At 73.8% G+C, this 24,634-nt stretch carries 20 protein-coding genes, 1 tRNA gene and 1 pseudogene; 3 read left to right on the top strand and 19 right to left on the bottom strand.

The window, feature by feature from the left end:
* Window positions 1–200 precede the first annotated feature (200 nt).
* Complete coding sequence (locus IF83_RS0123455; protein ID WP_107046857.1) at window positions 201–1,574, top strand: glycosyltransferase 87 family protein; 1,374 nt, start codon at window positions 201–203, stop codon at window positions 1,572–1,574.
* Here IF83_RS0123455 and IF83_RS0123450 read toward each other — a convergent pair.
* The 8 genes from IF83_RS0123450 to IF83_RS34155 form a co-directional block, all read right to left on the bottom strand.
* Window positions 1,553–1,786: a hypothetical protein gene (locus IF83_RS0123450; protein ID WP_019706682.1), complete on the bottom strand. Its 234-nt coding sequence runs from the start codon at window positions 1,784–1,786 to the stop codon at window positions 1,553–1,555. The two genes, IF83_RS0123455 and IF83_RS0123450, sit on opposite strands and share 22 nt — an antisense overlap.
* Window positions 1,786–1,947, bottom strand: coding sequence for a hypothetical protein (locus IF83_RS34160; protein ID WP_167343622.1), 162 nt, complete (start codon window positions 1,945–1,947; stop codon window positions 1,786–1,788). The genes IF83_RS0123450 and IF83_RS34160 overlap by 1 nt, the downstream gene beginning before the upstream one ends.
* A gap of 157 nt (window positions 1,948–2,104) precedes the next feature.
* Window positions 2,105–2,177: transfer RNA gene (locus tag IF83_RS0123440), tRNA-Ala, on the bottom strand.
* A 136-nt stretch (window positions 2,178–2,313) separates the two neighbouring features.
* Window positions 2,314–2,967, bottom strand: coding sequence for a histidine phosphatase family protein (locus IF83_RS0123435; RefSeq protein WP_030547293.1), 654 nt, complete (start codon window positions 2,965–2,967; stop codon window positions 2,314–2,316).
* A complete protein-coding gene (gene rsfS, locus IF83_RS0123430; protein ID WP_030547291.1) occupies window positions 2,964–3,404 on the bottom strand; it encodes a ribosome silencing factor in 441 nt (146 codons plus the stop codon). The genes IF83_RS0123435 and rsfS overlap by 4 nt, the downstream gene beginning before the upstream one ends.
* Before the next feature lie 139 nt (window positions 3,405–3,543).
* Complete coding sequence (locus IF83_RS0123425) at window positions 3,544–5,415, bottom strand: LytR C-terminal domain-containing protein (RefSeq protein ID WP_051723236.1); 1,872 nt, start codon at window positions 5,413–5,415, stop codon at window positions 3,544–3,546.
* Between the two features lie 31 nt (window positions 5,416–5,446).
* Entirely contained in the window at window positions 5,447–6,070 is a 624-nt protein-coding gene (gene nadD, locus IF83_RS0123420) for a nicotinate-nucleotide adenylyltransferase (RefSeq protein WP_030547287.1), read from the bottom strand.
* 43 nt (window positions 6,071–6,113) lie between these two features.
* Window positions 6,114–6,278, bottom strand: coding sequence for a hypothetical protein (locus IF83_RS34155; protein ID WP_037681011.1), 165 nt, complete (start codon window positions 6,276–6,278; stop codon window positions 6,114–6,116).
* 201 nt (window positions 6,279–6,479) lie between these two features.
* On the opposite strand from IF83_RS34155, the gene IF83_RS0123410 reads away from it, so the two are divergent.
* On the top strand, window positions 6,480–7,562 hold the full coding sequence (locus IF83_RS0123410; protein ID WP_030547286.1) for a M48 family metallopeptidase: 1,083 nt from the start codon (window positions 6,480–6,482) through the stop codon (window positions 7,560–7,562).
* A 14-nt stretch (window positions 7,563–7,576) separates the two neighbouring features.
* Here IF83_RS0123410 and IF83_RS0123405 read toward each other — a convergent pair whose 3' ends face one another.
* From IF83_RS0123405 to proB, 5 genes are all read right to left on the bottom strand, one after another.
* Window positions 7,577–8,698: an SCO2583 family membrane protein gene (locus IF83_RS0123405; protein WP_030547284.1), complete on the bottom strand. Its 1,122-nt coding sequence runs from the start codon at window positions 8,696–8,698 to the stop codon at window positions 7,577–7,579.
* Between the two features lie 93 nt (window positions 8,699–8,791).
* Window positions 8,792–9,400 carry an SCO2584 family spore wall biosynthesis protein gene (locus IF83_RS0123400; protein WP_030547283.1) on the bottom strand — a complete coding sequence of 203 codons (609 nt, stop codon included), beginning with the start codon at window positions 9,398–9,400 and terminating at the stop codon, window positions 8,792–8,794.
* Between the two features lie 91 nt (window positions 9,401–9,491).
* Window positions 9,492–10,814, bottom strand: coding sequence for a glutamate-5-semialdehyde dehydrogenase (locus tag IF83_RS0123395; RefSeq protein WP_051723234.1), 1,323 nt, complete (start codon window positions 10,812–10,814; stop codon window positions 9,492–9,494).
* 102 nt (window positions 10,815–10,916) lie between these two features.
* Window positions 10,917–11,432: a hypothetical protein gene (locus IF83_RS0123390; RefSeq protein WP_078843777.1), complete on the bottom strand. Its 516-nt coding sequence runs from the start codon at window positions 11,430–11,432 to the stop codon at window positions 10,917–10,919.
* 361 nt (window positions 11,433–11,793) lie between these two features.
* Entirely contained in the window at window positions 11,794–12,912 is a 1,119-nt protein-coding gene (gene proB / locus IF83_RS0123385) for a glutamate 5-kinase (protein ID WP_051723232.1), read from the bottom strand.
* Between the two features lie 444 nt (window positions 12,913–13,356).
* Between proB and IF83_RS32495 the strand changes: the two are divergent.
* Window positions 13,357–15,300 (top strand): annotated as a pseudogene (locus IF83_RS32495) (hypothetical protein); the annotation flags it as partial.
* A 153-nt stretch (window positions 15,301–15,453) separates the two neighbouring features.
* Here the strand turns inward: IF83_RS32495 and galE are convergent.
* The 6 genes from galE to IF83_RS0123350 all read right to left on the bottom strand — a co-directional run bounded on the left by galE (window position 15,454) and on the right by IF83_RS0123350 (window position 24,538).
* Window positions 15,454–16,434: a UDP-glucose 4-epimerase GalE gene (gene galE / locus IF83_RS0123375; RefSeq protein WP_030547275.1), complete on the bottom strand. Its 981-nt coding sequence runs from the start codon at window positions 16,432–16,434 to the stop codon at window positions 15,454–15,456.
* 190 nt (window positions 16,435–16,624) lie between these two features.
* Window positions 16,625–18,064: a GTPase ObgE gene (obgE, locus tag IF83_RS0123370; protein ID WP_030547273.1), complete on the bottom strand. Its 1,440-nt coding sequence runs from the start codon at window positions 18,062–18,064 to the stop codon at window positions 16,625–16,627.
* A 181-nt stretch (window positions 18,065–18,245) separates the two neighbouring features.
* Window positions 18,246–18,503 carry a 50S ribosomal protein L27 gene (rpmA, locus tag IF83_RS0123365; protein ID WP_019709074.1) on the bottom strand — a complete coding sequence of 86 codons (258 nt, stop codon included), beginning with the start codon at window positions 18,501–18,503 and terminating at the stop codon, window positions 18,246–18,248.
* Window positions 18,504–18,517: 14 nt separating this feature from the next.
* Entirely contained in the window at window positions 18,518–18,838 is a 321-nt protein-coding gene (gene rplU / locus IF83_RS0123360) for a 50S ribosomal protein L21 (protein ID WP_019709073.1), read from the bottom strand.
* Between the two features lie 518 nt (window positions 18,839–19,356).
* The gene (locus tag IF83_RS0123355) at window positions 19,357–23,517 is read right to left on the bottom strand and encodes an Rne/Rng family ribonuclease (protein ID WP_030547271.1); all 4,161 of its coding nucleotides are present in this window, start codon (window positions 23,515–23,517) and stop codon (window positions 19,357–19,359) included.
* 217 nt (window positions 23,518–23,734) lie between these two features.
* The gene (locus IF83_RS0123350) at window positions 23,735–24,538 is read right to left on the bottom strand and encodes a TIGR03936 family radical SAM-associated protein (RefSeq protein ID WP_037681001.1); all 804 of its coding nucleotides are present in this window, start codon (window positions 24,536–24,538) and stop codon (window positions 23,735–23,737) included.
* Between the last annotated feature and the right edge of the window lie 96 nt (window positions 24,539–24,634).

Genomic DNA, 24,634 nt, shown 5'->3' with positions numbered 1-24,634 from the left:
CCACCGCTCAGCGCCAAATCATTGCCCGCGGCCGGGATCATCGCCCGGCGCCACCGGGGTACCCGGGTGGTTAGCATCGGTCCCCGCGCCCGGAGTACAGCCGGGTCCGTCCCCGAACCCGACTGGAGCCCCGCAGCGTGAGCGCCACGGAGTCGGCCGACAAGGCCCTCGCCCCCTCCCTCTCCCCGGCGACGCGTGAACTGATCCGGGGCCGGCCGCTGTCCACCGCCCTGACGCTCTGCCTCCTCTCCTTCGCGGTGTTCTGGTGCGCCCAGCGCCTGGCGGACGTCACGATGATCGACCTCATGGTCTACCGCGCCGAGGGCTGGGCCGCGCGCGCCGGCGCGGACCTGTACGCGATGCGGGCCACCGAGGCGCGGCTGCCCAATACGTATCCGCCGTTCGCCGCGCTCCTGTTCATGCCGCTCACCCTGCTCGGGGTGGGCGAGATGCGGACCCTGGCGACCGCGGGGAACCTGACGCTGCTGGTGGTGCTCGTCCACCTCGCGCTGCGGCTGGTGGGCCGCCCGCTGTGGTGGCCCCGCCCGGCGGTGGCGCTCGCCCTGGCCGCCGCCGCGGTCTGGTGCGAGCCGGTCTGGACGACGCTGCGCTACGGCCAGATAAATCTGCTGCTGGCGGTACTGGTGCTCTGGGACCTCTCCCGGCGTCCCGGGGACGCCGGCTACCGCTGGGCCGGTATCGGCATCGGGGTCGCGGCGGGGCTCAAGCTGACGCCCGCGCTGTTCGCGGTCCTGCTGGCGGTGGCGGGCACCGTCAAGGGCTGGCAGCGGCTGCGCGGACGGCGTTCGGCGCCGGCGGGCCACGTGGGCCCGGCGGGCCGGGCCGGGGACCGTACCGGCTTCTGGAACCCGTTGCTGCGGCAGTCGCTGACGGCGTGCGCCGCGTTCCTCGGGACCGCCCTGCTGGCCGCGGTGGCACTGCCGCGCGACTCGCGGCGCTTCTGGACCGAGGTGGTGTTCAGCACGGACCGTCCCGGCCTCGTCGAGCAGACCGCCAACCAGTCGCTGCGCGGGGCACTCGCCCGGCTGCTGCACACCCCGGACCCGGGGCTGTGGTGGGCCGGGGCCGCCGCGGTGGTGGCCGTCGCCGGGCTGGCCGCCGGGACGGCCGCGCTGCTGGCCGGGCTGGACGCCTGGGCCACCGTGGCCTGCGCCATGACGGCCCTGCTGGTGAGCCCGGTCTCCTGGTCGCACCACTGGGTGTGGTGCATACCCCTGCTGGTGCTGCTGGTCTCCGAGACGCTGCACCGATCCGGCCGGCGGGTGTGGAAGGCGGCCACGGCCGCGTCCGCGCTGCTCTTCTGCTCGTACGCCCTGTGGTGGGTGCCGCACACCCCGGGTGAGCGGGCGGAACTGCGCCAGCACGGCGGGCAGATGCTGCTCTCGGCCGGCTATCCGCTGTGCGGGGCGGCCTTCATAGGTCTCACCGCGGTGGTAGCCGTACGGGCTCTGCGGCGCCGTGCCGCGACGGCGGCCGAGGCGGCGGGAGCCGGGGCGGGGGCCGCGGCGGTGCCGGCCGGGGCGGGGGCGCGTCAGGCCGTGGCGAAGGAGTAGAAGCGTTTCAGCGTGCAGTACTCGTCGAGCAGACGGCCGTAGATGGGCTCGCCGTCGAGCTCGCGGTAGGTCTCGATCGGGTCCCCGACGATGATCAGGGCCCGCGCGCACTCCTCGCACCAGTACTGGTAGTCGGAGTCGAGCGGCTCCATGTCCCGCACGACGGGCGTACCGCTGCCGCACCAGTCGCATTTCCGGCTGTGGGCACCCATCAGTCACTCCAGCTGTGGCCGCAGGCCGTGCAGACGTAGGAGACTCCGCCGTTGTCCCCGAGCACCTGGGCGACCAGGGCCGATCCGCAGGAGGGGCAGTGGAGAAGGGTCACGGTGCCGGCCGGAGGACGGGCGGCCGCCTCGATCGCGCTCGTCGGCATCTGACTCCTCCCCTTCCGGCGTCCGATTCTGCCATGGGAGGACCGGCCCGGTCAGCGCCCCGCCCGCAGGAGTCGCCGGTCGCGGCCGCTGTCGTTCCGGTTTCTCCCGCAACGCGACGATCCCGCCTCCCCGGAGGGAGACGGGATCGAATGGGGGTGGAGCTAAGGAGAATTGAACTCCTGACCTCCTGCATGCCATGCAGGCGCTCTACCAACTGAGCTATAGCCCCGCGCTCGCCGCGCGCCGACCGGGTTTCCGCCGCCGCGTTGTGAACGAGCAGAAGCTTAACCGGTGACCAGCCGGAATGAGAAATCCGCCCCCGGGCACCCCCGGACGCCCGGCGAACGGCCGGGACGGGCCAGCTCTCAGGTGTCGTCGCCGAGCACCGGCTCGGGCAGCGTCCCGGCGTTGTGCTCGGTGAGCCGCCAGCCGCGCACGCCCTCGCTCAGCACGGACCAGCAGCAGTTGGAGAGGCCGCCGAGCGCCTCCCAGTGGTGGGAGTCCAGGCCGAGCAGCCGGCCGATGGTGGTGCGGATCGTGCCGCCGTGGCTGACGACGACGAGCGTGCCGCCGTCGGCGAGCTTGTCGGCGTGGCTCATGACCACGGGCGCCGCCCGGTCGGCCACCTCGGTCTCCAGCTCGCCCCCGCCGCGGCGCACCGCCTCGCCGCGCTTCCAGCGGGCGTACTGCTCGCCGTAGCGCTCGACGATCTCCTCGTGGGTCAGCCCCTGCCAGCTGCCGGCGAAGGTTTCCCGCAGGCCCGCGTCGTGGGTGACCTCCAGACCGCACAGAACGGCCAGCTCGGCCGCCGTGTCGGCGGCGCGCCGGAGGTCGGAGGCCACGATCGCCTGCGGCTCCAGCGCGGTCAGCAGCCGGGCGGCCCGGCGCGCCTGGGCGACGCCGGTGCCGGTCAGCTCGATGTCGGTCGTCCCCTGGAAGCGGCGTTCCACGTTCCAGGCGGTCTGGCCGTGGCGCCAGAGGATGATGCGGCGGCCGCGGCCGTTGCTGCTGCCGTTCAGTTCAGCTCACCGTCCTGCCCGGCCTCGGAGGCCGCGCTCCTGGCGTACTCCTCGGACCGGCCCCGGGTGGCGGCGGCGTCGGCGGGCAGCTCCAGCTCCGGGCAGTCCTTCCAGAGCCGCTCCAGCGCGTAGAAGACACGCTCCTCGCTGTGCTGGACGTGCACGACGATGTCGACGTAGTCGAGCAGCACCCAGCGGGCCTCCCGGTCGCCCTCGCGGCGCACGGGCTTGACGCCCAGTTTCTTGTTCAGCCGCTCCTCGATCTCGTCGACGATGGCCTTGACCTGGCGGTCGTTGGGAGCCGAGGCGAGCAGAAAGGCGTCGGTGATCGACAGCACGTCGCTGACGTCGTACGCGATGATGTCGTGCGCGAGCTTGTCCGCGGCCGCCTGGGCGGCGGCGTTGATCAGCTCGATGGAGCGGTCCGTGGCGGTCACAGGCAGGCTTTCGGTCGGGGAACGTCAGTACCGGCCGCGGTGCCCGGTGGGCGCCACGACCGGTATCCAGGATCGCACGCCCGGCGGACAGCGCCGTACGGCTTTGTCCGCCGGGGCCGCGGCCGGGGTGCGGCCCCGGCTAGGGGGAGCCCGTCCCGGCCCGGTAGTCCCGGCCCAGGACCACCGTCACATCGGCGTTCGAGGCTCCCTTGCCCTTCTTCACCGCGCTCTCCGGCAGGCCCAGTGTGATGGCGATCTCCTTGGCCTTCGCCGCCTGGTCCGCACCGGTGTACGTCACCTGGGAGAGCTCCCGGGCGGCATCGGCGCTGCCGCCGTTCACCACGGTGTAGCCGCCGTTGACCAGGGCGACCCGCGCCTTCTCGGCGGCCGCGTCGTCGCCGGTGGCGTTGCGCACGCTGATCCTCGGGGCGGCGTCCGGGTCGGCGTTGGTGACCTTGCCGCCGAGGACGTCCTTGACCACGGTCTCGGCGGTCTCCGGGGCGAGGGTGCCGTCCGCCCGCACGGGCAGCAGTTCGGTGGCGTACTCGCCGCCCTTGGCCTGCTCCCCCAGCTCGGCCAGGGAGGCGCCGAGCTGCGCCTCGGTGAGCGAGGGGTCGGCGATCTGGTTGAGGGAGCGGACCGTCTCGGTGGCCATCTCCGCCTCGCCGGGCATCTTCCGCAGCACGGCCCGCATCACCTGGCCGAAGCGCTGGAGCTGGTCGGTCTGCTCCTCGCCCTTGCGCAGCAGGGTGGCGTAGCCGACGGCCGCCCGACCGCCGAGGCTCACGTCCTCGCCCTTCCGCGCGAGCGGCTCCTCACCCTTCTTCTCGCCCGGGACGTCGGCGTCGGTGTCGACGGTGACGCCGCCCACCAGTTCGACGAGATTCTCCAGATACGGGGTGTCGAGCCGCCAGCTGTGCTTGATCTCGGAGCCGAGCAGCGTGTTCAGGGCGTCGCGGGTCGGGCCGTTGCCGTCCTCCTCGACGGAGCTGCCGAGCGTCGTGGAACCGCCGCCCTCGGCGGAGACCGCGAGGGCGTTCGGCAGCAGCAGGGTGGTGCCCTTGCCGGTCGTCTCGTTGTCGACCAGGAGCGCGGTGGAGCTGCCGCCGTCCTTGGTGTGCCGCAGATGCACGATGATCACGTCGCGCTTCTGGGGGCCGCCGGCCGCCGGCGTTCCCTCGCCGGTACCGGACAGGCCGGGCAGTTTGCCCGCGTACCAGAGGTATCCGGCGCCGCCGACCAGGGAGAGGACGAGCACCACGACCAGGGCGACCAGCCGGTTGCGGCCCTTCCGTTTGCGTTCGTCGCGCCGCTCGGTGCGGGTCTCGGCGAACTTCAGCCAGTCGATGACGTCCTCGGCGTCCTCGTCGGGCTCCTCGATGAACGAGAACTGTTCGGTGCGGTAGCCGGGGTCTCCCCCGCCGTCCGCGCCGCCGCCCGGGCCGTCACCCCGTCCGCCGGCGGCGGGTGCGCGCCGGGGCGCCGGCCCCGCGGGGGACTCCGCGGTACGGGCCTGCTGCCGGGGGACCCAGGTCTCGTCCCCGGTCTGCTGCCCCGGGTACGGGTGCGGGCTCTCGTACGTCCCCGGCTGCGGCTGCTGTCCGGTGGTGGCGGGACCCGCCGCGCCGTAGGCGGCCGGGTCGTAGCCGTAGCCCTGCTGCCGCTGGTCCGGGTACGGCTGGTGGGGGCGGCCGTAGGCGTCGAACTGCTGGGGCTGGGACTGGGGCTGGGCTTGGGGCTGCTGCCCTTGCGGCTGCTGCTGGTACCCGTACGGGTCGTAGGTGCCCTCGCCGTAGGAGCCCTGCTCACCGTAGGAGCCCTGCTCACCGTAGGGGGCACCGTACGGGTCGTACGGCTGTTCCGGCTGGTCCGGCCGGCGCGCCCGGCCGGCCTGCGCCGGGTCGCCGCCGCCCTGGGAGGGGTCGTAGTACTGCTGGGTGTACGGGTCGTAGACGTAGGGGTCCCGGCCGTCCTCGGGCCTCCCGTACCGCCCGGAGTGTGCGTCGTTCACCAGTGCCCCTTCCCTTGCCGGACCGGATCGCTCAACCGGCGTCCCGGTACAGCCCGCGCTTGTCGATGTAGCGCACCACCCCGTCCGGCACCAGATACCAGACGGGTGCGCCCGCCGCCACCCTCGCCCGGCAGTCCGTCGACGAGATCGCGAGCGCCGGTACCTCGATCAGTGAGACGCCGCCGTCGGGCAGACCGGGGTCGGAGAGCACGTGACCCGGCCGGGTGACGCCGATGAAGTGCGCCAGGGAGAACAGTTCGGGGGCGTCGCGCCAGCCCAGGATCTGGGAGAGGGCGTCCGCTCCGGTGATGAAGAAGAGGTCCGCCTCGGGGTTTCGTTCCCGCAGGTCCCGGAGGGTGTCGATGGTGTAGGTCTTGCCGCCGCGGTCGATGTCGATCCGGCTGACCGAGAACTGCGGGTTGGACGCCGTGGCGATGACCGTCATCAGATAGCGGTCCTCGGCCGGGGAGACGTTCTGGTGGCTCTTCTGCCACGGCTGCCCGGTGGGTACGAACACCACCTCGTCCAGGTGGTACTTGGCGGCGACCTCGCTGGCCGCGACCAGGTGGCCGTGGTGGACCGGATCGAACGTCCCGCCCATCACTCCCAGCCGGCGCTTCGCCGGACCGGTCACAGGCATGTCCTGCTCTCCCATGCGTGCAGAGCCTACTTCCCGGTCCGGGGCAGCGTCCCGGCCCTCAGCGGTCGCGGTTGAGCCGTGTGGTGATCCAGAGGAGCAGGAGCAGCGCGAACAGCGCGCCCCCACCGGTGAGATAGGGGTTGAGGCTCTCGTGGTTCCCGCCGTGCTCACCGCCCTCGGAGGCGAGCACGATCAGGGCGTGGGCGGAGCTGGGAAGACTCATCTCGCAGACCTATCCAGGTGTTCGTCGGGCAGGGACGCTTCGTAGCGCCCTCATCGTAAGCGGGGCCCCGGCGCAACCTCACGCCGACTCCTGGCGTCCTACGGAGTCCGACCGGCGTCATCCCGCTGTCACCGCCGCGAACTAGGGTGGGGACCGCACGGGGGCTGAGGCCACACATCCGGGCCGACAAGGGGGGTCACGATGACCGAAGCAAGCCATGAGCGCGTGCCGGACCGCAACCGCAGGCGGTTCCCGGGGATCTCCTCGCGTGCCTACGAGCATCCCGCCGACCGCTCCGCGCTGGTCGCGCTGCGCAAGCTGAGCGGTTTCGACACCGTCTTCAAGGCGCTCAGCGGGCTGCTGCCCGAGCGCTCGCTGCGGCTGCTCTTCCTGTCCGATTCGGTGCGGGTGAGCGACCAGCAGTTCGCGCATCTGCACACCATGCTGCTGGACGCCTGCCACATCCTGGACCTGGAGAAGGTCCCGGCGATGTACGTGCAGCAGAATCCGCAGCCCAACGCCATGTGCATCGGTCTCGACGAGCCCATCATCGTCGTGAGCACGGGCCTCGTCGAACTGCTCGACGAGCAGGAGATGCGGGCGGTCGTCGGCCACGAGGTGGGCCACGCGCTGTCCGGGCACTCGGTCTACCGGACCATCCTGCTCTTCCTCACCGGGCTCGCCCTCAAGGTCGCCTGGATCCCGCTGGGCAATGTGGCGATCATGGCGATCGTGACGGCACTGCGCGAGTGGTTCCGCAAGTCGGAGCTCTCGGCGGACCGGGCCGGGCTGCTCGTCGGGCAGGACCTGGAGGCGTCGATGCGCGGCCTGATGAAGATAGCCGGTGGCAACCATCTGCACGAGATGAACGTGGACGCCTTCCTGGCCCAGGCCGAGGAGTACGAGGCCGGCGGCGATCTGCGGGATTCCGTGCTGAAGATCATGAACGTGCTGCCGCGCAGCCACCCCTTCACCACGGTCCGCGCCGCCGAGCTGAAGAAGTGGGCGGCGAGCCGCGACTACCAGCGGCTCATGGACGGCCACTACCCGCGCCGGGAGGAGGACAAGGACACCTCGGTGACCGACTCCATCAAGGAGTCCGCGAGCCACTACGCCGACACGGTGCGCACCAGCAAGGACCCGCTCATGGGCCTGGTGCGGGACATCGCCGGGGGCGCGGGCGACCTGGGCGGCAAGCTCCGGGAGAAGTTCACCGGGGCGGCCAACGGCGGCGGTGCGGGCGGTTCCGGCGGCAGTGGTTCCAAGCCCTCCGGGAGCAGCTAGGAGGCCGGGGCCGGCTAGGAGGTCCGGCGGGAGCCGCGGGGCGGGTCCGGCTGGGCCTCGTCCGCGAGTTCACCGCAGAGCGCCGGGGTGGACCGGCCCGGTGCGAACGGGTCGGTCTCGGCCGGGCCGCTCCGGTCCGCGCGCTCCCCGGCGAGCAGCGGCCTCAGATACCGGGCCGTGTCCGCGGCGCAGCTCATCGGGCCCGCGTGCACCTGGCTCTGCACCACTTCGACGCGGTGGTCGCGCAGATCGCCGCGGTCGAAGCGGAACCGCGTCTCGCGGCGCACGGTGAAGAGCGAGGCGTTCCCGTTGTTTCCGCCGTCCCCCTTCTCCGCCCGCTCGGCGGCGTCCGCCGGGCTGAGCGCGTAGACGAAGGTGTGGTCGCCGGTGACCTCCAGCTGGTCCGGGCCCGCCTCGGCGATGGCGAGGCTGCCGCGCACCCGTATCCCCGGGTCGGCCAGCGCCACCTCGTCGGGGTCGAAGCGGACGAGCCACCCGGAGGCGGCGTGCCGCCCGTCGTCGGCCGGGTCCTCCATGCTGCGGTCGAACTGTTCCTGCTGCTGCGGATCCACCAGGACCCGCACCGGGCGCACCGTGCCGCCGGTGAGCACCTCCGGATCGAGGGAGGACCGGACGATGTACTCCTTCGCGGCGTCGAGCGCGGCGAGCACCTGGCTGTCCGTGAAGCTCCCGGTGCGCCGGGCCGCGGGCAGCGAGACGCCGTCGGCGCCCACCCGGAATTCCGCTGCCGGGCTGTGCTCGAAGAGCGTGTCCGGTGCCGCCCCGGGCACACTGCCGCGCGGGGCCAGCGGAAGCACCGAGCTCCGCAGCGGCCCGGGGTCGTGCTCCGCGGCCGCCTGGTAAGGGCTGCGCACCCCGAGATAGACGGCGGTGCTGAAGGCCAGGGTGATCAGGACGACCAGCAGGATCACTTGCCGGTGCCCCCGGCCGCGGTCCCAGGGAGTGCGGTCGCGGACCGCCGGAGCGCGGTCGCCGAGCCGCTCCTGCGCGGAGAACTCCTGGAGCCGGGCAGCGCGCACGAACGATTCGTCGAAGACGACGGATCGGTAGTCGTCGTCGCCACCGCCCGGGACGCCCTCGGGTGTCCCCTCAGGTGGGTCTCCAGGACCGGCCATACCAACAGAGTAGGTCGGAAGGGCCCCTGGTAAACGCGGGGATCCGGGCAAATTCCGCGGCCCCCGTTTCGGCTGTCCGGGTGACGCCGGCCCTCAGCGCCCGGCCGCCGAGGCGGTGGGCCGCGGGGCGTCCGCGGAGACGGGCGGCACTCCTCCCGGCGAGCCGCCGAGTCCGCCGATCCGGTCCCCGTCCACCCCGGTGGTGGCGGGCGGCGGCGCGGGGTCCTGCCGGGCACCGGACTCCCCGCGGTAGACCGCCGCGAAGGCGAGCGCCACCATGCCGACCCCCATCACCACGGCGAGGATCCAGGCCACCGGCCGGTGCCAGCGGACCCGGCCGCGGTACGGGCGCAGGGTGCCGCCGTAGGGACCGTACGGGTCGTGCGGATCGTGCTCCCCGCCGGCGGCCTCGTACCAGGAGTCTCCGCTCTCGGGCTCCGCGCGGCCGACGCCGTAGAGCTCGTACAGCTCCTCGTCGGTCGTGGGGACTCCGGGCCGCGAGCGGCGGGCCGCCTCGGCCTCCGCCCGCGCCTGGGCCGCGGCCAGCATCCGCTCGACGGCGCTGGGTTCATGGACGGGCGCCGCCCGGATGAAGTCCTCGTCGAACGCCACGGTGGCGAACTCGTCGTCCGCCGCCCCGTGGTGGTGGCTGTCGGGCTCGTCACCGTCCGGGAACGGCCTGCCCCCCACATCCTCCGGCACCCGTCCAGGTTAGCCCCGGTCCGGCCGCTTTGGGCAGGGCGAGCTGAAAATCAGCCCGGCGCACCGGTGGTGCGCCGGGCCGTCGCGCGGGTCAGCAGGCCGGGCGGCCACCGCCGCGGACGTGGCCGTCACCGGTCACGATGTACTTCGTGGAGGTCAGCTCCGGCAGGCCCATCGGGCCCCGGGCGTGCAGCTTCTGGGTGGAGATGCCGATCTCCGCGCCGAAGCCGAACTGGCTGCCGTCGGTGAAGCGGGTGGAGGCGTTCACGGCGACCGTGGTGGAGTCCACCAACTGGGTGAACCGCCGGGCGGCGGCCTGCGAGGTGGTGACGATCGCCTCGGTGTGGCCGGAGGACCAGAGCCGGATGTGGGCCACGGCCGCGTCCAGCGAGTCCACGACCCCGGCGGCGATGTCGTAGGAGAGGTATTCGGTCTCCCAGTCCTCGGTGGTGGCCTCGACGACGGTCGCCCCGGTCTCCGCGCGCCCGGCGATCTCCCGCACCCGCTCGTCGGCGTGCACGGTCACCCCGGCCTCCGCCAGCGCCGCCAGGGCCCGCGGCAGGAACGCCTCGGCGATGTCCCGGTGGACGAGGACGGTCTCGGCGGCGTTGCAGACGCTGGGCCGCTGCGCCTTGGAGTTGACCAGGATCTCCACGGCCATGTCGAGGTCGGTCTCGGCGTCGATGTAGACGTGGCAGTTGCCGGTGCCGGTCTCGATGACGGGCACGGTGGACTCCTCGACGACCGTCTGGATCAGCGAGGCGCCGCCGCGCGGGATCAGCACGTCGACCATGCCCCGGGCGCGCATCAGCTCCCGTACCGACTCGCGGCTGTCGCCGGGGACGAGCTGCACGGCGTCGGCCGGCAGTCCGGCCCCGCCGACGGCGTCCCGCAACACGGTGACCAGGGCCTTGTTCGAGGAGGAGGCGGAGGAGGAGCCGCGCAGCAGCACCGCGTTGCCCGACTTCAGGCAGAGCGCCGCGGCGTCCACGGTGACGTTCGGCCGGGCCTCGTAGATGATGCCGATCACGCCGAGCGGGACCCGCACCTGGCGCAGGTCGAGCCCGTTGGGGAGGGTCGAGCCGCGGACGACCTCGCCGACCGGGTCGGGCAGGGCCATCGTGGCCCGGACGTCGGCGGCGATCGCGCGGATCCGCTCGGGGGTCAGGGTGAGCCGGTCGATGATCGCCTCGCTGGTGCCGGCGGCCCGCGCGCGCTCCACGTCCTCCGCGTTGGCCTCGACGATCTCCTTGATGCGCACTTCCAGGGCGTCGGCGATCGCGCGCAGCACGTCGTCCTTGACCGACCGCGGCAGCGGGGCGATCTCGGTGGCCGCGGCACGGGCGCGGTAGGCGGCCCGGATGACCGGGGACTGCGGCATGGGATCGGCGAGGGGCGAAGGGAAGACGCTCATGGGGCCCAGGGTACTGAGCCGCGCCCGCGGATCAGCGCCTGTTCCGCTGCGCGAGACGGCCGGCCCCGGTCCGGGAGCGGCGGCGGACGGCGCCGGACCGCGTCAGAACGGATGGACGCCGACCGGTGAGACGGGTGGCGGACCGTAGCCCTCGGTGACGCGCTGGTGGTACGTCTCCCGGTCCACGACCTCCAGGCCGACGATCTCCCAGGGCGGCAGCCCCGCCGTCGAGCGGTGCTCGCCCCAGAGCCGCAGCGCGACCGCCGCCGCGTCGTGCAGGTCCCGCGCCTCCTCCCAGTACCGGATCTCGGCGTGGTCGGCGGCGTAGCGGCCGGTCAGCAGGAAGGGATGGTCGTGGGCGAGCTGCTCCAGCCCCCTGCGGACCTCGGCCGGCGGGGTCCGCACGCCGGAGACGCTGAGGGTGATGTGCCACAGCCGGGACGGCTCGCGCTCCCCCTTCCCGGGGCCGCCCTCGCGCGGCCCGGTCCCGGCGGCGGGTGCGGCCGGGACGACGGAGACGGGCGGGCGTGAAGTGCGGTCGCGGCCCCCGCCGGTGCCGGCCGGAGCCCTCCGCTCCGCCGTCACCCGGCGCAGCGCCTCCAGGCGCCCTCGTCTCACCGGCGGCCTCCTGTTCCGATGCGGCGCTCCGCGTCCCCGCGGGCGGGCCGTGTGCTGCTGACGGGCCCGCTCCCCCTCCGCGGAGCGCGGCCCCGGCCGCCGTCCCGGCGCCCGTACCAAGAGTTGACCAGCCCGCGGGCGGCCGTGCGGGGTTTTCGGAAAAGGTCACCGGTGAAAAGAGCGGAGTCCGGCCGTTCGGCGGCGGCGGGGTGAGGGCGCCGGCCGGTCCTCACGCACGCTCGCCGCGTTGTCGATCGTCGGCGCAGCACGCTGCGCTCTCCTCCTCCGCCTTGCGATCGCACGCACCAGACGCCGCGGAGCCCGCCCTTCGGGGCGGACAGCGCTATGTGCCCGACAGGACCTAGCCGAGCACGACGAGATCGTCGCGGTGGACGACCTCCCGCTCGTAGGCCGGCCCCAGCTCCCGCGCGAGGTCGCGGGTGGAGCGGCCGATGAGCCGGGGGATCTCCTTGGCGTCGAAGCTGACCAGCCCGCGGGCGACGGGGGTCCCGGCGGTGTCGCGGAGCTCGACCGGGTCCCCCGCGCTGAAGTCGCCCTCCACGGCGGCGATGCCGGCCGGCAGCAGGGAGCTGTGCCGTTCCACGACGGCCTGTACGGCTCCGTCGTCCAAGGTCAGCGCGCCGAGCGGGGTCGAGGCGTGGGCGAGCCACAGCAGCCGGCCGGCGGAGCGCCGCCCGGTGCGGTGGAAGTGGGTGCCGATGGGCCGGCCCGCGAGCGCGTCGGCCGCACGGCTGGCGGAGGTGAGCACCACGGGGATGCCCGCGGCGGCGGCGATCCTGGCGGCCTCGACCTTGGTGACCATGCCGCCGGTGCCGACCCCGGCCTTGCCGGCACTGCCGATGGAGACCCCGTCCAGGTCCTTCACGCCCCTGACCTCGGGGATCCGGCTGGTGCCCGGAGTGCCGGGGTCGCCGTCGTAGAGGGCGTCGACATCCGAGAGCAGCAGCAGCAGATCGGCGCGGACGAGATGGGCCACGAGGGCGGCGAGCCGGTCGTTGTCGCCGAAGCGGATCTCGTCCGTGGCCACCGTGTCGTTCTCGTTGACGACCGGGAAGGCGCCCATGGCCAGCAATTGGTCCAGGGTGCGGTAGGCGTTGCGGTAGTGGGCCCGGCGGCTGGTGTCGTCGGAGGTGAGCAGCACCTGGCCGACGCGGATGCCGTAGCGGGCGAAGGAGGCGGTGTACCGGGCCATCAGCAGCCCCTGGCCGACGCTCGCGGCGGCCTGCTGGCGGGCCAGGTCCCGGGGGCGGCGGCGGAGCCCGAGCGGTGACAGGCCGGCGGCGATCGCTCCGGACGAGACGAGCACGAGCTCCTTCGCGCCGTCGCCGCGCGCGGTGACCAGGGTGTCGACGAGGGCGTCCACGCGGTCGGCGTCGAGCCCGCCCGCCGAGGTCGTCAGGGAGGAGGAGCCGACCTTCACCACGATCCTCCGGGCCGAGGTGACGTCGTCCCTGTCCACTGCCGATCCCGCTGCCCCTGACACCGCGCCGCTTCCTTCTCTCTCGCCGTCCGCCGGACCGCGGCCGGCCGGATGATCGAACCGCTGTCTCCCGGAGAATCTACGCCAGGTCACGGGCCGTCCGCCGGGCCGTCCGCCTCGCGGGACGGACCAGGAGGACGGCCCCGGGGGGCGGACGGCGGAACGGCCCGGCCGGGAGATCCGCGGGCCGCGGCCGGGACGGCCCCCGGCCCCGGCCCCGGCTCCCGGAACGTTATGAAACGGTCATGACGGATCAGGCCGCCGGTCACCCCGGTGACACCCGTCACGTGAAATTGTCATAGCGGCGGCGCACGTCATACGGTCAGTGGTTGTTCTCCGTGGCAGCCCGCGTTCAGCCCGCGGCGCGCGCACCGGACCCACGCGGTCATCTCCCGTCCACTCCCCCCGCCAGGAGCTCAGCTCGTGCCCTCTGCCGGACCAGCCACCCGCCGTGTTGTGCAGCTCACAGCACTCTTCGCGATGTTCGCGGCCTATACGGGCCAGCTCGCGGGTGCCCTGCTGCCCCATGTGCCGACCTTCGTCATCGCCTCGGCGGGGGGGCTCGCCCTCGATCTGTATCTCCAGCTGAAGCAGCCGGGGCTGCTGTCGCTGCTGGGCAAGGTCCGCTTCGACGTCACCGTCCGGCAACTGCTGCGGGACATGCTGATCGTGCTGGGGCTCCTCCGGGTGGAGGACATCAACCCGATCGCGGAGCACTCTCCGCTGACCATCGGGCTGCTGGCCTTCTACATGACGCACTTCGCGTGCCAGGCCACCGCGGTGCTGGTGCGCCGCAGCCGGACGCTGCCGATCGTCACCCGGAACATCGACACCTCGGCCCTGCGGCTCTCCCCCGCGCCGCCGCGCATCCTGTCCCGCCGTCCGGGCCACCGGCTGCTGACCTTCTCGATGCCGGTCACCGCAGGCCTGCTGGCCACCGTGGTCACCCGGGACGCCTTCTGGGGCGGCATCGGGCTGGCCCTCGCGCTGGCCGTCTCCATCGCCGGCACCCTGTACCTCGCGGGCTGGCTGCTGCCGGCCAAGCGCTCGGCGACCGAGGCGCAGGTGCTGAAGTGGCTGGACACCTGGCTCGCCGAGTACCGGCCCACGGTCGGCATGTACTTCTCCGGCGGCACCACCTCGGCGTACCAGGCCAACATGTGGCTCTCCACGCTGCCGCAGCTCGACGGCAGGCCGGTCATCGTGCTCCGCGAGCGCTTCATGGTGCAGAAGATCGACGCCACGGACGTGCCGATCCTCTGCATCCCGAAGGTCGCGCATCTGATGCATCTGGAGCACTCGACGCTCAAGATGATGCTGCACCCGGCCAACTCCGGTAAGACCTCGCAGGTTCTGCGCATCCCCTCGATCAAGCACGCGTTCATCAACCACGGCGAGAGCGACAAGCTCTCCAGCTGCAACCCCTACGCCAAGGCGTACGACGAGGTGTGGGTGGCCGGTCCGGCCGCGCGCGAGCGCTACCAGCTCGCCGACATCGGCGTCGACGACCGGGACGTGGTGGAGGTCGGCCGCCCGCAGCTGTCGCCGATCCGCCCCTACGCCGGGCCGCCGGCCGACGACGGCCTCACCACCGTCCTCTACGCCCCCACCTGGGAGGGCTGGACCAACGACCCGGGCAACACCTCGGTGATCCTCGCCGGTGAGAACATCGTCCGCCGGCTGCTCGCCGACCCGGGCGTGCGGCTGCTCTACAAGCCCCACCCCATGACCGGCTCCGTCGACCCGCGCGCGGCCCGTGCCAACGAGCGCATCCAGGCCATGATCTCCGAGGCCAACGCCCGCCGCGGCGGACCGCGGCCGGGCCCGGAGGCCGCCGCCGAGCTGCGCCGCCGCGCCGTCGAACTGGACCGGCTGACCAGTACGCACTTCCGTCCCGACGCCGACGAGGCCGAGCGGATGATGATCCAGTCGACGCCCGACACCGACCGCGCCGCGGCCGTGGTGGCGGCGACGGCCGCCTGGGAACGCGCGTACTGGGCGTCCTTCCCCGAGTGGGAGCACCAGATCATCACCGGCCCCCGGCCCGCCATCTACACCTGCTTCAACCAGGCCGATCTGCTGATCAGCGATGTGTCGAGCGTCGTCTCCGACTACCTGACCAGTGAGAAGCCCTACGCGGTGGCCAACACGAGCGGGCTCGACGAGAAGGAGTTCCGGGCCGGCTTCCCGACCGTACGGGCGGCGGCCATCCTCACCCCGGAGGCCGACGGTCTCCCGGAACTGCTGGAGGCCGTGCGCAATCCGGAGAAGGACACCCTCGCGGCGGCCCGCGCCGAGCTGAAGACCTATCTGCTCGGCCCGTCGGACCCGCCGTCCCTGGTCCGCTTCAACGAGGCCGCGGTCGCCGGCCCCGGGGGCGGGGGGGGGGGGCCGGGAACAAAGGACGGGGGCGGGCCGGAGGAGGAGCCCCCGGGGGCCCCGCCCCTGTCCGTGGTCCCGGCCGCCCCGGCCCTGCCGGTGGTCCCGGCCCCGGGACGCCGGCCGGGCGTCCGTACGGGCTCAGCCCGTGCCGGTCTCCGGGTGCCGGGCGCACCAGCCGGCCCAGGCCGACTCCACCATCTCCCGCACCCCGTACCGGGCCGTCCAGCCGAGCTCCTTGCCGATCATTTCCGCCGAGGCGACCACCCGCGCCGGGTCGCCGGGCCGCCGCTCCCGCACCTCGGGCCGCGCGTCCAGGCCGGTGACCTCGCCGATGATCCCGATCATCTCGGTCACCGACACCCCTTCCCCGCGGCCGATGTTGAGCACCAGGGCGGTCTCCGGGTCGGCGGTGAGCCGGCGGACGGCCGCCACATGCGCGTCGGCGACGTCCTCGACGTGGATGTAGTCCCGGACGCACGTGCCGTCCGGCGTGGGGTAGTCGTCCCCGAAGACGAGCGGCGGCCGCCCCGCGGAGAGCCGCTCGAAGACCATGGGGACGAGGTTGAAGACGCCCGCGTCGCTCAGCTCGGGCGAGGCGGCACCGGCCACGTTGAAGTAGCGCAGGGAGACCGTCGCCATGCCGTGCGCCCGCCCGGTCGCGGCCACCAGCCACTCGCCGGCGAGCTTCGTCTCGCCGTACGGGCTCATCGGCGCGCAGGGGGTGGCCTCGGTGACGAGATCGGTCTCCGGCATGCCGTAGACGGCGGCCGAGGAGGAGAAGAGGAAGCGGCGCACCCCGGCGTCGGCGGCCGCCTGGAGCACCGTCCGCAGCCCTTCGACGTTCTCCCGGTAGTAGAGCAGCGGCTTCTCCACCGACTCGCCGACTTGCTTCTTGGCGGCGATGTGCACGACACCCGTCACGGCGTGCTCGCGCAGGACGCGGTCCAGCAGCTCCCGGTCGAGGACGGACCCCCGTTCCAGGGGGACGCCGGAGGGCAGCCGCCCGGCTTCCCCGGTGCTCAGATCGTCGAGCACGACGGCGCGTTCACCGCTGCCGGTCAGTGCCTTCACTACATGGGAGCCGATGTAGCCGGCACCGCCTGTGATCAACCACGTCATGGCGCCACCCTATGCCGTGTGCGGACGGGGGCAGGACGGTTCCCGGTGCGCGGAGGGCCCCGCACGCCCCCGGCGTACGGGGCGGGCGGGGCCCGTGGTCCGCGGTCCCCTTCCGTACGGGAGGCCGGACGGGACCGGACGAGGGGCCGGCGGGCGCGGCCGGCAGGTCCGGAACGCCCGGCCGGGCCGGTCAGGAGAAGGGGTCGAAGCCCCGGTACTCCGCCTCGGCCTCGTCCCGCTCCGCGTCCCGGTCGCGGCGGCGTACGGCGGCCGGGCGCGGCGCCTCCAGGCGGTGGTCCTCGCCGCGGCGGCCGAGCATCTCGGCGCCCGCGGCCATGCTCGGCTCCCAGTCGAAGACGACCGCGTCGTCCTCCGGGCCGATCGCGACGCCGTCGCCCGCCCGGGCACCCGCCTTGACCAGGGCGTCCTCCACGCCGAGGCGGTTGAGCCGGTCCGCGAGATAGCCGACGGCCTCGTCGTTGCTGAAGTCCGTCTGCCGCACCCAGCGTTCGGGCTTCTCCCCCCGCACCCGGTACAGGTCCTCGCCCTCGCGGGTGACGGTGAAGCCCGCGTCGTCCACCGCCTTCGGGCGGATGACGATCCGGGTCGCCTCCTGCTCGGGCTTGGCGGCGCGCGCCCTCGCCACGATCTCGGCCAGCGCGAAGGACAGCTCCCTCAGACCGGTGTGGGCGACGGCCGACACCTCGAAGACCCGGTAACCGCGGGCCTCCAGATCGGGACGGACCATCTCGGCGAGGTCCTTGCCGTCCGGCACATCGATCTTGTTGAGGACGACGATCCGCGGCCGGTCGCCCAGGCCGCCGTAGCTCCGCAGCTCCTCCTCGATGGTGTCGAGGTCGGAGAGCGGGTCGCGGTCGGACTCCAGGGTGGCGGTGTCCAGGACGTGCACCAGCACCGAGCAGCGCTCGACATGGCGCAGGAACTCCAGGCCCAGGCCCCTGCCCTGGCTGGCGCCCGGGATCAGCCCGGGAACGTCCGCGACGGTGTAGACGGTCGAACCGGCCGTCACCACGCCCAGGTTGGGCACCAGGGTCGTGAACGGATAGTCGGCGATCTTCGGCTTGGCGGCGGAGAGCACCGAGATCAGCGAGGACTTGCCGGCGCTCGGGTACCCGACCAGCGCCACATCGGCGACCGTCTTGAGCTCCAGGACGATGTCCCCGGTGTGCCCCGGCTCGCCCAGCAGCGCGAACCCGGGAGCCTTGCGGCGGGCCGAGGCCAGCGCGGCGTTGCCGAGACCGCCGCGGCCGCCCTGCGCGGCGACGTAGGTGGTGCCCTGGCCGACGAGGTCGGCGAGCACCCGGCCCTGCTTGTCGAGGACGACGGTGCCGTCCGGGACCGGCAGCACCAGGTCCTGGCCGTCCTTGCCGGAACGGTTCCCGCCCTCGCCGGGCCTGCCGTTGCCGGCCTTGCGGTGCGGGCTGTGGTGGTAGTCGAGGAGCGTGGTGACGGACTGGTCGACGACCAGGGTCACATCGCCGCCCCGGCCGCCGTTGCCGCCGTCGGGGCCGCCGAGCGGCTTGAACTTCTCACGGTGAACGGAGGCACAGCCGTGGCCTCCGTTACCCGCGGCGACATGCAGTTCGACGCGGTCCACGAAGGTGGTCATACGGGTGCCTCCTGCTGTGCGTACCGGCCTTCCGGCCTGGTGACGGGGTTGTTCTGCGGTACTGCTCTGCGGTACTGCCTGGTCAACGCGCCGAGGGCGGACCGGCTTCCCGCCGCGAGCGTGCGCTGCGCGACGGGAAGGGCGGCCCGCCCTCGGTGCTGTGTCTTCGCGTCCGGGCTGATTACTCGGCGACCGGAACGATGTTCACGACCTTGCGGCCGCGGCTGGTGCCGAACTGCACCGCACCGGCGGCGAGGGCGAACAGCGTGTCGTCGCCGCCGCGGCCGACGCCGTTGCCCGGGTGGAAGTGGGTGCCGCGCTGGCGGACCAGGATCTCACCGGCGTTGACGACCTGACCGCCGAAGCGCTTCACGCCGAGCCGCTGGGCATTGGAGTCGCGCCCGTTCCGGGTGGACGATGCGCCCTTCTTGTGTGCCATGTGTTCTCAGTCCCTTACTTCGCAGCCGCGGGGATGTCGGTGATCTTCAGCGCCGTGTACTGCTGGCGGTGGCCCTGGCGCCGGCGGTAACCGGTCTTGTTCTTGTACCGCAGGATGTCGATCTTGGCGCCCTTGTGGTGGTCCACGATCTCGCCCTGGACCTTGATGCCCGCGAGGACCCACGGGTCGCTGGTGACCGCGTCGCCGTCGACCACGAGCAGGGTCGAGAGCTCGACCGTGTCGCCGACCTTGCCGGTGGAAATCTTGTCAACCTCAACGATGTCGCCGACAGCAACCTTGTGCTGGCGACCACCGCTGCGCACGATGGCGTACACGCGGATCTCACTCTCTGCTCGAACGGGACCCCTGATGCCAGCCGCTCACGCGGAAGCCGGATCTCCGAAGGATCCGTACCGCGGTTTCCGGAAGGACGAGCGGCCTCCCCCGGCGGACCGGGAGGGATGTGCTCAAGGGGTTGGCGTACACACGCCGACGGTCAAGATTACGGGGCCTTGACACGCCGGTCAAACCGGCCCTCACGGCCACCGGTCCCCTACGGTCCGGGGGCGTTCCGGGGGCGTTCCGGGACGGCTCCCCGCTGACGTTCACGGCGCGCACGTCGCCCGGGGCGCCCGGGGCGGAGGGCGCCACCCGCCCGGCCACCGCTCGCATACCGCGCTCCGGCCCCGCGCCGGGAGGCCCCGCCCGGACGCGTTCCCGCGCGGCCGCCCGGACGCGTTCCCGCGCGGCCGACGGGACGACCCCGCACGGCGCCGGGCCGGTGCCCCGCCCTCCCGGGAAGGGAGGGGGCGCACCGGCCCGGCGCACACACGGGCCGTGCGGCCCGCCGTGGCTACGACTCGTCGGCCGAGGCCGCGGCCGGGGCGGAGGACTGCTCCGGCGCCACGGCCTTCTTCGCCGTCTTCCTGGCGGCGGCCTTCTTCGCCGTGGTCTTCTTGGCGGCCGCCTTCTTCACCGTGCCCGGCTCCTTCTTGGCCGCCGTCTTCTTGGTGGCGGCCTTCTTCGCCGTCGCCTTCTTGGCCGCGGCGCGCTTCGCCGCCTTCTTCGCCGGGGCGGCCGCGGGCTCCTGGCCCTCCGCGGGCTCCGTCTCGGGCCCCGCGGACGGCTGCGCCCCGGCCATGACGGGCTCCGGCTCCGCGGCCGGCTCACCTGCGGGAACGACCACCACGGCCGTCTCCTCCGGCTCCTCGGTGCCCTTCGGCGGACCCGCGGGGGCCGAGGCCTTGCGCACGGCACGGCGGCGGGTACGGGCCACAGGCGCCGCCTCGGCGGCCGGCGCGGGCTCCGGAGCGGCCTCGGCCGCCGGCTCCGCCACCGTCTCCGTCACGGGCTCCCGCACCTCTTCGGGCCGCGTCCCGGGCTCGGCCGGGGCGACGACCACGACCGCCTCCCCGGCGGCCGCCTTGGGCGGGCCCGCCGGCGCGGACGCCTTGCGGACCGCCCGGCGCCGGCCGCGGCCGACCCGGGAGGCCGCCGCCTCCGCCTCGGCCGCGCTGCTGAACAGCTCCTCGTCCGGGCTGAACGCGGGCTCCGGCAGCGCCACCGGCTCGGCGGCCTCCGCCGCCACCTCGGCCGGCGTCTCCGGGGACGCCATCGCGGCCACCGCGGCCTCGCCCCCGGCGCCGATGTCCGACGGCTCCGGGGCGTGGATGTGCGGCTCCGCCGCGGCCGCGCCGCCCTTGCCCTTCTTCTTCCGCTTGCCACCGCCACCGCCGGGCGCCGACGGCTGCTCCATGTGCACGATGACGCCGCGTCCGTTGCAGTGGACGCAGGTCTCCGAGAACGACTCCAGGAGTCCCTGGCCGACCCGCTTGCGGGTCATCTGCACCAGACCCAGCGAGGTGACCTCGGCCACCTGGTGCTTCGTACGGTCACGGCCCAGGCACTCCAGCAGCCGGCGCAGCACCAGGTCCCGGTTGGACTCCAGCACCATGTCGATGAAGTCGATCACGATGATGCCGCCGAGGTCGCGCAGCCGCAGCTGGCGCACGATCTCCTCGGCCGCCTCCAGGTTGTTCCTGGTGACCGTCTCCTCCAGGTTGCCGCCCTGGCCGGTGAACTTGCCGGTGTTGACGTCGACGACGACCATCGCCTCGGTCCGGTCGATCACCAGCGAACCGCCGCTGGGCAGCCAGACCTTGCGGTCCAGCGCCTTCATCAGCTGCTCGTCGATCCGGTACGTGGCGAAGACGTCGACGTCCGACGTCCACTTCTGCAGCCGGTCGGTGAGATCCGGGGCGACGTGCGAGACATATCCCTGGATGGTCTCCCAGGCACCGTCACCGCTGACGATGACCTTGGAGAAGTCCTCGTTGAAGATGTCGCGGACGACGCGGACGGTCATGTCCGGCTCGCCGTAGAGGAGGGTGGGGGCGCCGCCGCCCTTGGCCTTCTTCTGGATGTCGGCCCACTGCTGCTGCAGCCGCTCGACGTCCCGGGCCAGCTCGTCCTCGGACGCGCCCTCGGCGGCGGTGCGCACGATGACGCCCGCGTCCTCGGGGACGATCTTCTTGAGGATCTGCTTCAGCCGGGAGCGCTCGGTGTCCGGCAGCTTGCGGCTGATCCCCGTCATCGAGCCCTCGGGCACGTAGACCAGGTAGCGGCCGGGCAGCGACACCTGGCTGGTGAGCCGGGCACCCTTGTGGCCGATCGGGTCCTTGGTGACCTGCACCAGAACCGACTGGCCCGACTTGAGCGCGGTCTCGATCCGGCGCGGACCGCCGGACATGCCGAGCGCGTCGAAGTTGACCTCACCGGCGTACAGCACGGCGTTGCGGCCCTTGCCGATGTCGACGAACGCGGCCTCCATCGACGGCAGCACGTTCTGGACCTTGCCCAGGTAGACGTTGCCGACGTAACTGGTGGCCTGCTCCTTGTTGACGAAGTGCTCAACGAGGACGCCGTCCTCCAGCACGCCGATCTGGGTGCGCTCACCGCTCTGGCGGACGACCATCACCCGCTCGACGGCCTCGCGCCGGGCCAGGAACTCGGCCTCGGTGATGATCGGCACGCGGCGACGGCCCTGCTCGCGGCCCTCGCGGCGGCGCTGCTTCTTCGCCTCCATCCGGGTCGAACCCTTGATGGACTGCACCTCGTCGAAGCCCGTGCCGGGCTCCTCCTTCTTGCGCGGCTCGCGGATCTTGACGACCGTGCGCTCCGGGTCGTCCTGCGAGGCGTCGACCGGGTGGTCGCCCGCGTCCCCGCTGCGCCGACGCCGGCGGCGACGGCGGCGGCTGCTGCTGGTGCCGCCCGCGCCGCCGTGGTCCTCCTCCTGCTCGTCCCGCTCCTCGCGCTCCTCCCGCTGCCCGGTACCGGCGCCCTCGCGGTCACCCTCGGCAGTGGGCTCCCCGGCGTCCTCGCCCTCGGTCCCGGCGTCCTCGGGGCCCTCCTCGCCGGCCTCGCCGTTCCCCTCGCCCTCGCCCCGGCGGCGGCGACGGCCACCCCGGCGGCGACGGCGGGACGGGCGCTCGCCGTACTCCTCCTCACCGGCCTGCGGCTCGGCGGCCGCCTCCGGCTGTTCCTCCTCGGCGGCCTCGGCGGCGGTGCCGGCCTCGGGACCGGTGTCCTCCGCGGCGCCGGCCCGGCGGCGGCGACGGCGTGTGCCGCCGGTGGCCGCGGCGGGCTGCCGCTCGGCCGCCTCCCCGGCCTCGGGCTCTTCCTCCGCCGCCTCCGCGGCGGCCTCGGCGGCGGCACGCTCCGGCGTCTGGAACATGGGCTCGGTGAAGACCGGTGCCTGGAACACGGCCGTCGGCGGCCGGACGGCGCGGCGGCGCGTACGGCCGCCCGGCTCCGGCTCGGGCTCCGCCGCAGGTGCCTCGGGCGCCGCGAACGGGGCATTCCCGGGGGCGCCGGCTCCCGCCGCTGCCTCCGTCCCGGCCTCGGCCGCGGGCTGCCGGCGCTCGGCCCGGCGGCGCGAACGGGCCGGCCGCTCCTCGGCGGAGCCCTCCGCACGCTCCGTCTCCGCGGCCGCCCCGGCTTCGCCACGGGCGGGCACGGCGGCGTCATCGGCCACCGGAGCGAGCTCCGGAGTGGCCAGACCGGTCTCGCCGCGGCGCGCGGAACGACGGCGGGTGCGGCCTCTCGGCGCCTCCACGGCGTCGGCGACGGTCACGGTGCCCTCGGTCAGCGGCTGCGCGGGGCTCTCCGACGGAGCCCCGGCCTCGGGGGCGCCGCCCTGCGCGGCCTCGATTCCCCCGGCCGCGGCGGCCGCCTCGGCCGGGGCACCGGCCGGAGCCGTGGCCTTGCGGACGGCGCGGCGACGGGTACGGCGCGGGGCCTCCTCGCCGGACGGGGCGGCCGCGGCCTCGTCGGCCGGGGCCACCGCCGGGGTCTGGTCGCCGACGACCGTGGGCTCGGCCAGGTCACCGTCACCGGTGACGGTGGGCGCACCGGCCGGAGCGGTCGCCTTGCGCACGGCACGGCGGCGGGTACGGGCACGGGGAGCGGCCTCCGCCTCTGCGGCGGGGGCGGCCACGGGCTCGGGCTCGGGGGGAGCCGCTTCGGCGGCCTCCGCCGCCGGAGTGCCGCCGGAGAGCTCGTCGTCCTCCTCGGCGACCGCCTCGGCGGCGGCCTCCTCCTGGGCGGCGGCGATCTCCTCGGCCGGCCCGGCCTCCTCCGGCTCCTCGGCGGCCTCCGGTGCCACGGTCTCCGGCTCCTCGGCCGCTCTGGGCGCGCCGGCCGGTGCCGTGGCCTTGCGGACCGCCCGCCGGCGCCGCGGGGCCGCGGGCTCGGGAGCCGCCTCGGCGGCGGTCTCCCCCTCCGACAGCGCGGAGAGGGCCGCCGGAGCGGCGGGCGCGGAGTCCGCGATCACCGTCGTGGCCCCGGTCTCCTCCTGGGCCTGCGCGTCGGCGACCGGCGCGGAGGGCGGACCCGCCGGGCGGGAGGCCGCACGGCGCCGCCGCGGAGGCAGGGTGTCGCTGGGGCTGTTGTTCTCGGGGGTGTCCCCGGCGGCGCTGTCGCGCGCCGCCTCATGGGGATCCATGGACTGGGGCATGCGGGCGTTTCTCCCGTCACGCTCCCGGGCGCCGGGCCGGTGTCCGGTCGCGGCCCGCGTGATGTGCGCGGTTCCGCGGTCCGGGGCCTGGGCGCCGCACGGGAGCTGTCGTCTCACTCGCCGGTCCGTGGGGACGGCCCGGCGAAAGCTTCTGTGTCAACGCGTCGCCGGACCCGGGTGGCTCCCTGGTGCGTCGGCGGCGCTTCGACGACCGTCCTTACGCGGAACCCACCGGCGCTGCTCCGCCGAACGGCGGTGCCTCCGTCGTGGCGGTCGGTACGGCGGCCGTGGGTGGGGCGGCCGTGACAGCCTCGCGGTCGGGCACGAGCGGGTCGGTCACCGTGCCGGACTCCTCATCGAGCAGCCCCTGCGCCAGCCTGGTCACCGCTGCGGGGACCGGCGGCGCCAGGTCGGCCGTAGCTCGGAGGCCGGACAGGACGTCGTCGGGTCGTACGGCGGGTGTGGCATGCCGTACTACCAGGCGCAGTATCGCACAGGCCGTGTCGCCCGGCCCATCAGCCGGTGATTCCCCGGCTTCCAGCCGTACGACGGCGGCGCGCGCGTCGAAGGTGCGCATCCCGTTCTTGGTGCGCCGTTCGACCTCCACCGACTCGGCGGCGAGGAACGCGGCGGCGGCCCGGCGGGCCTCCTCGGGGCTCACCCCGGGAAGCCGCAGCTCCCACAGGGAGGCCTGCAGCCGGTCGGCCAGGCCGGAGGTCCGGGCCTCGACCGCGTCGGTGATGTCCAGGCCGGCGGGGAGGGACGCGTCGAGGAGCGCCCCGAGCTTCTCCGGGTCGCGGGGCTCGGTGAGCGCGATCTCCAGGAACTCGGCCTCACTGCCCGTGCCGGTGGGTGCGGCATTGGCGTAGGACACCTTGGGGTGCGGGGTGAAGCCGGCCGAGTACGCCATCGGTACTCCGGCACGCCGCAGTGCTCGTTCGAAAGCGCGCTGGAAGTCGCGGTGGCTGGTGAACCGGAGGCGGCCCCGCTTGGTGTAGCGCAGACGGATGCGCTGCGCCACCGGTGCGGGCGGGGGGCCTTCGGGCTGTCGCTTGCCCAGGGTCGCTCAGTCCTTCGTGAGTCACGGTCGTCCTGCTTCCCAGGGTACGTGTGACGG

Origin of the sequence: Streptomyces albus subsp. albus (genome assembly GCF_000719865.1) — a bacterium.
GTDB lineage: Bacteria > Actinomycetota > Actinomycetes > Streptomycetales > Streptomycetaceae > Streptomyces > Streptomyces albus_E.
The sequence above is the reverse complement of the archived record's forward strand: the minus strand, read 5'-3'. Positions and strand labels throughout refer to the sequence as shown.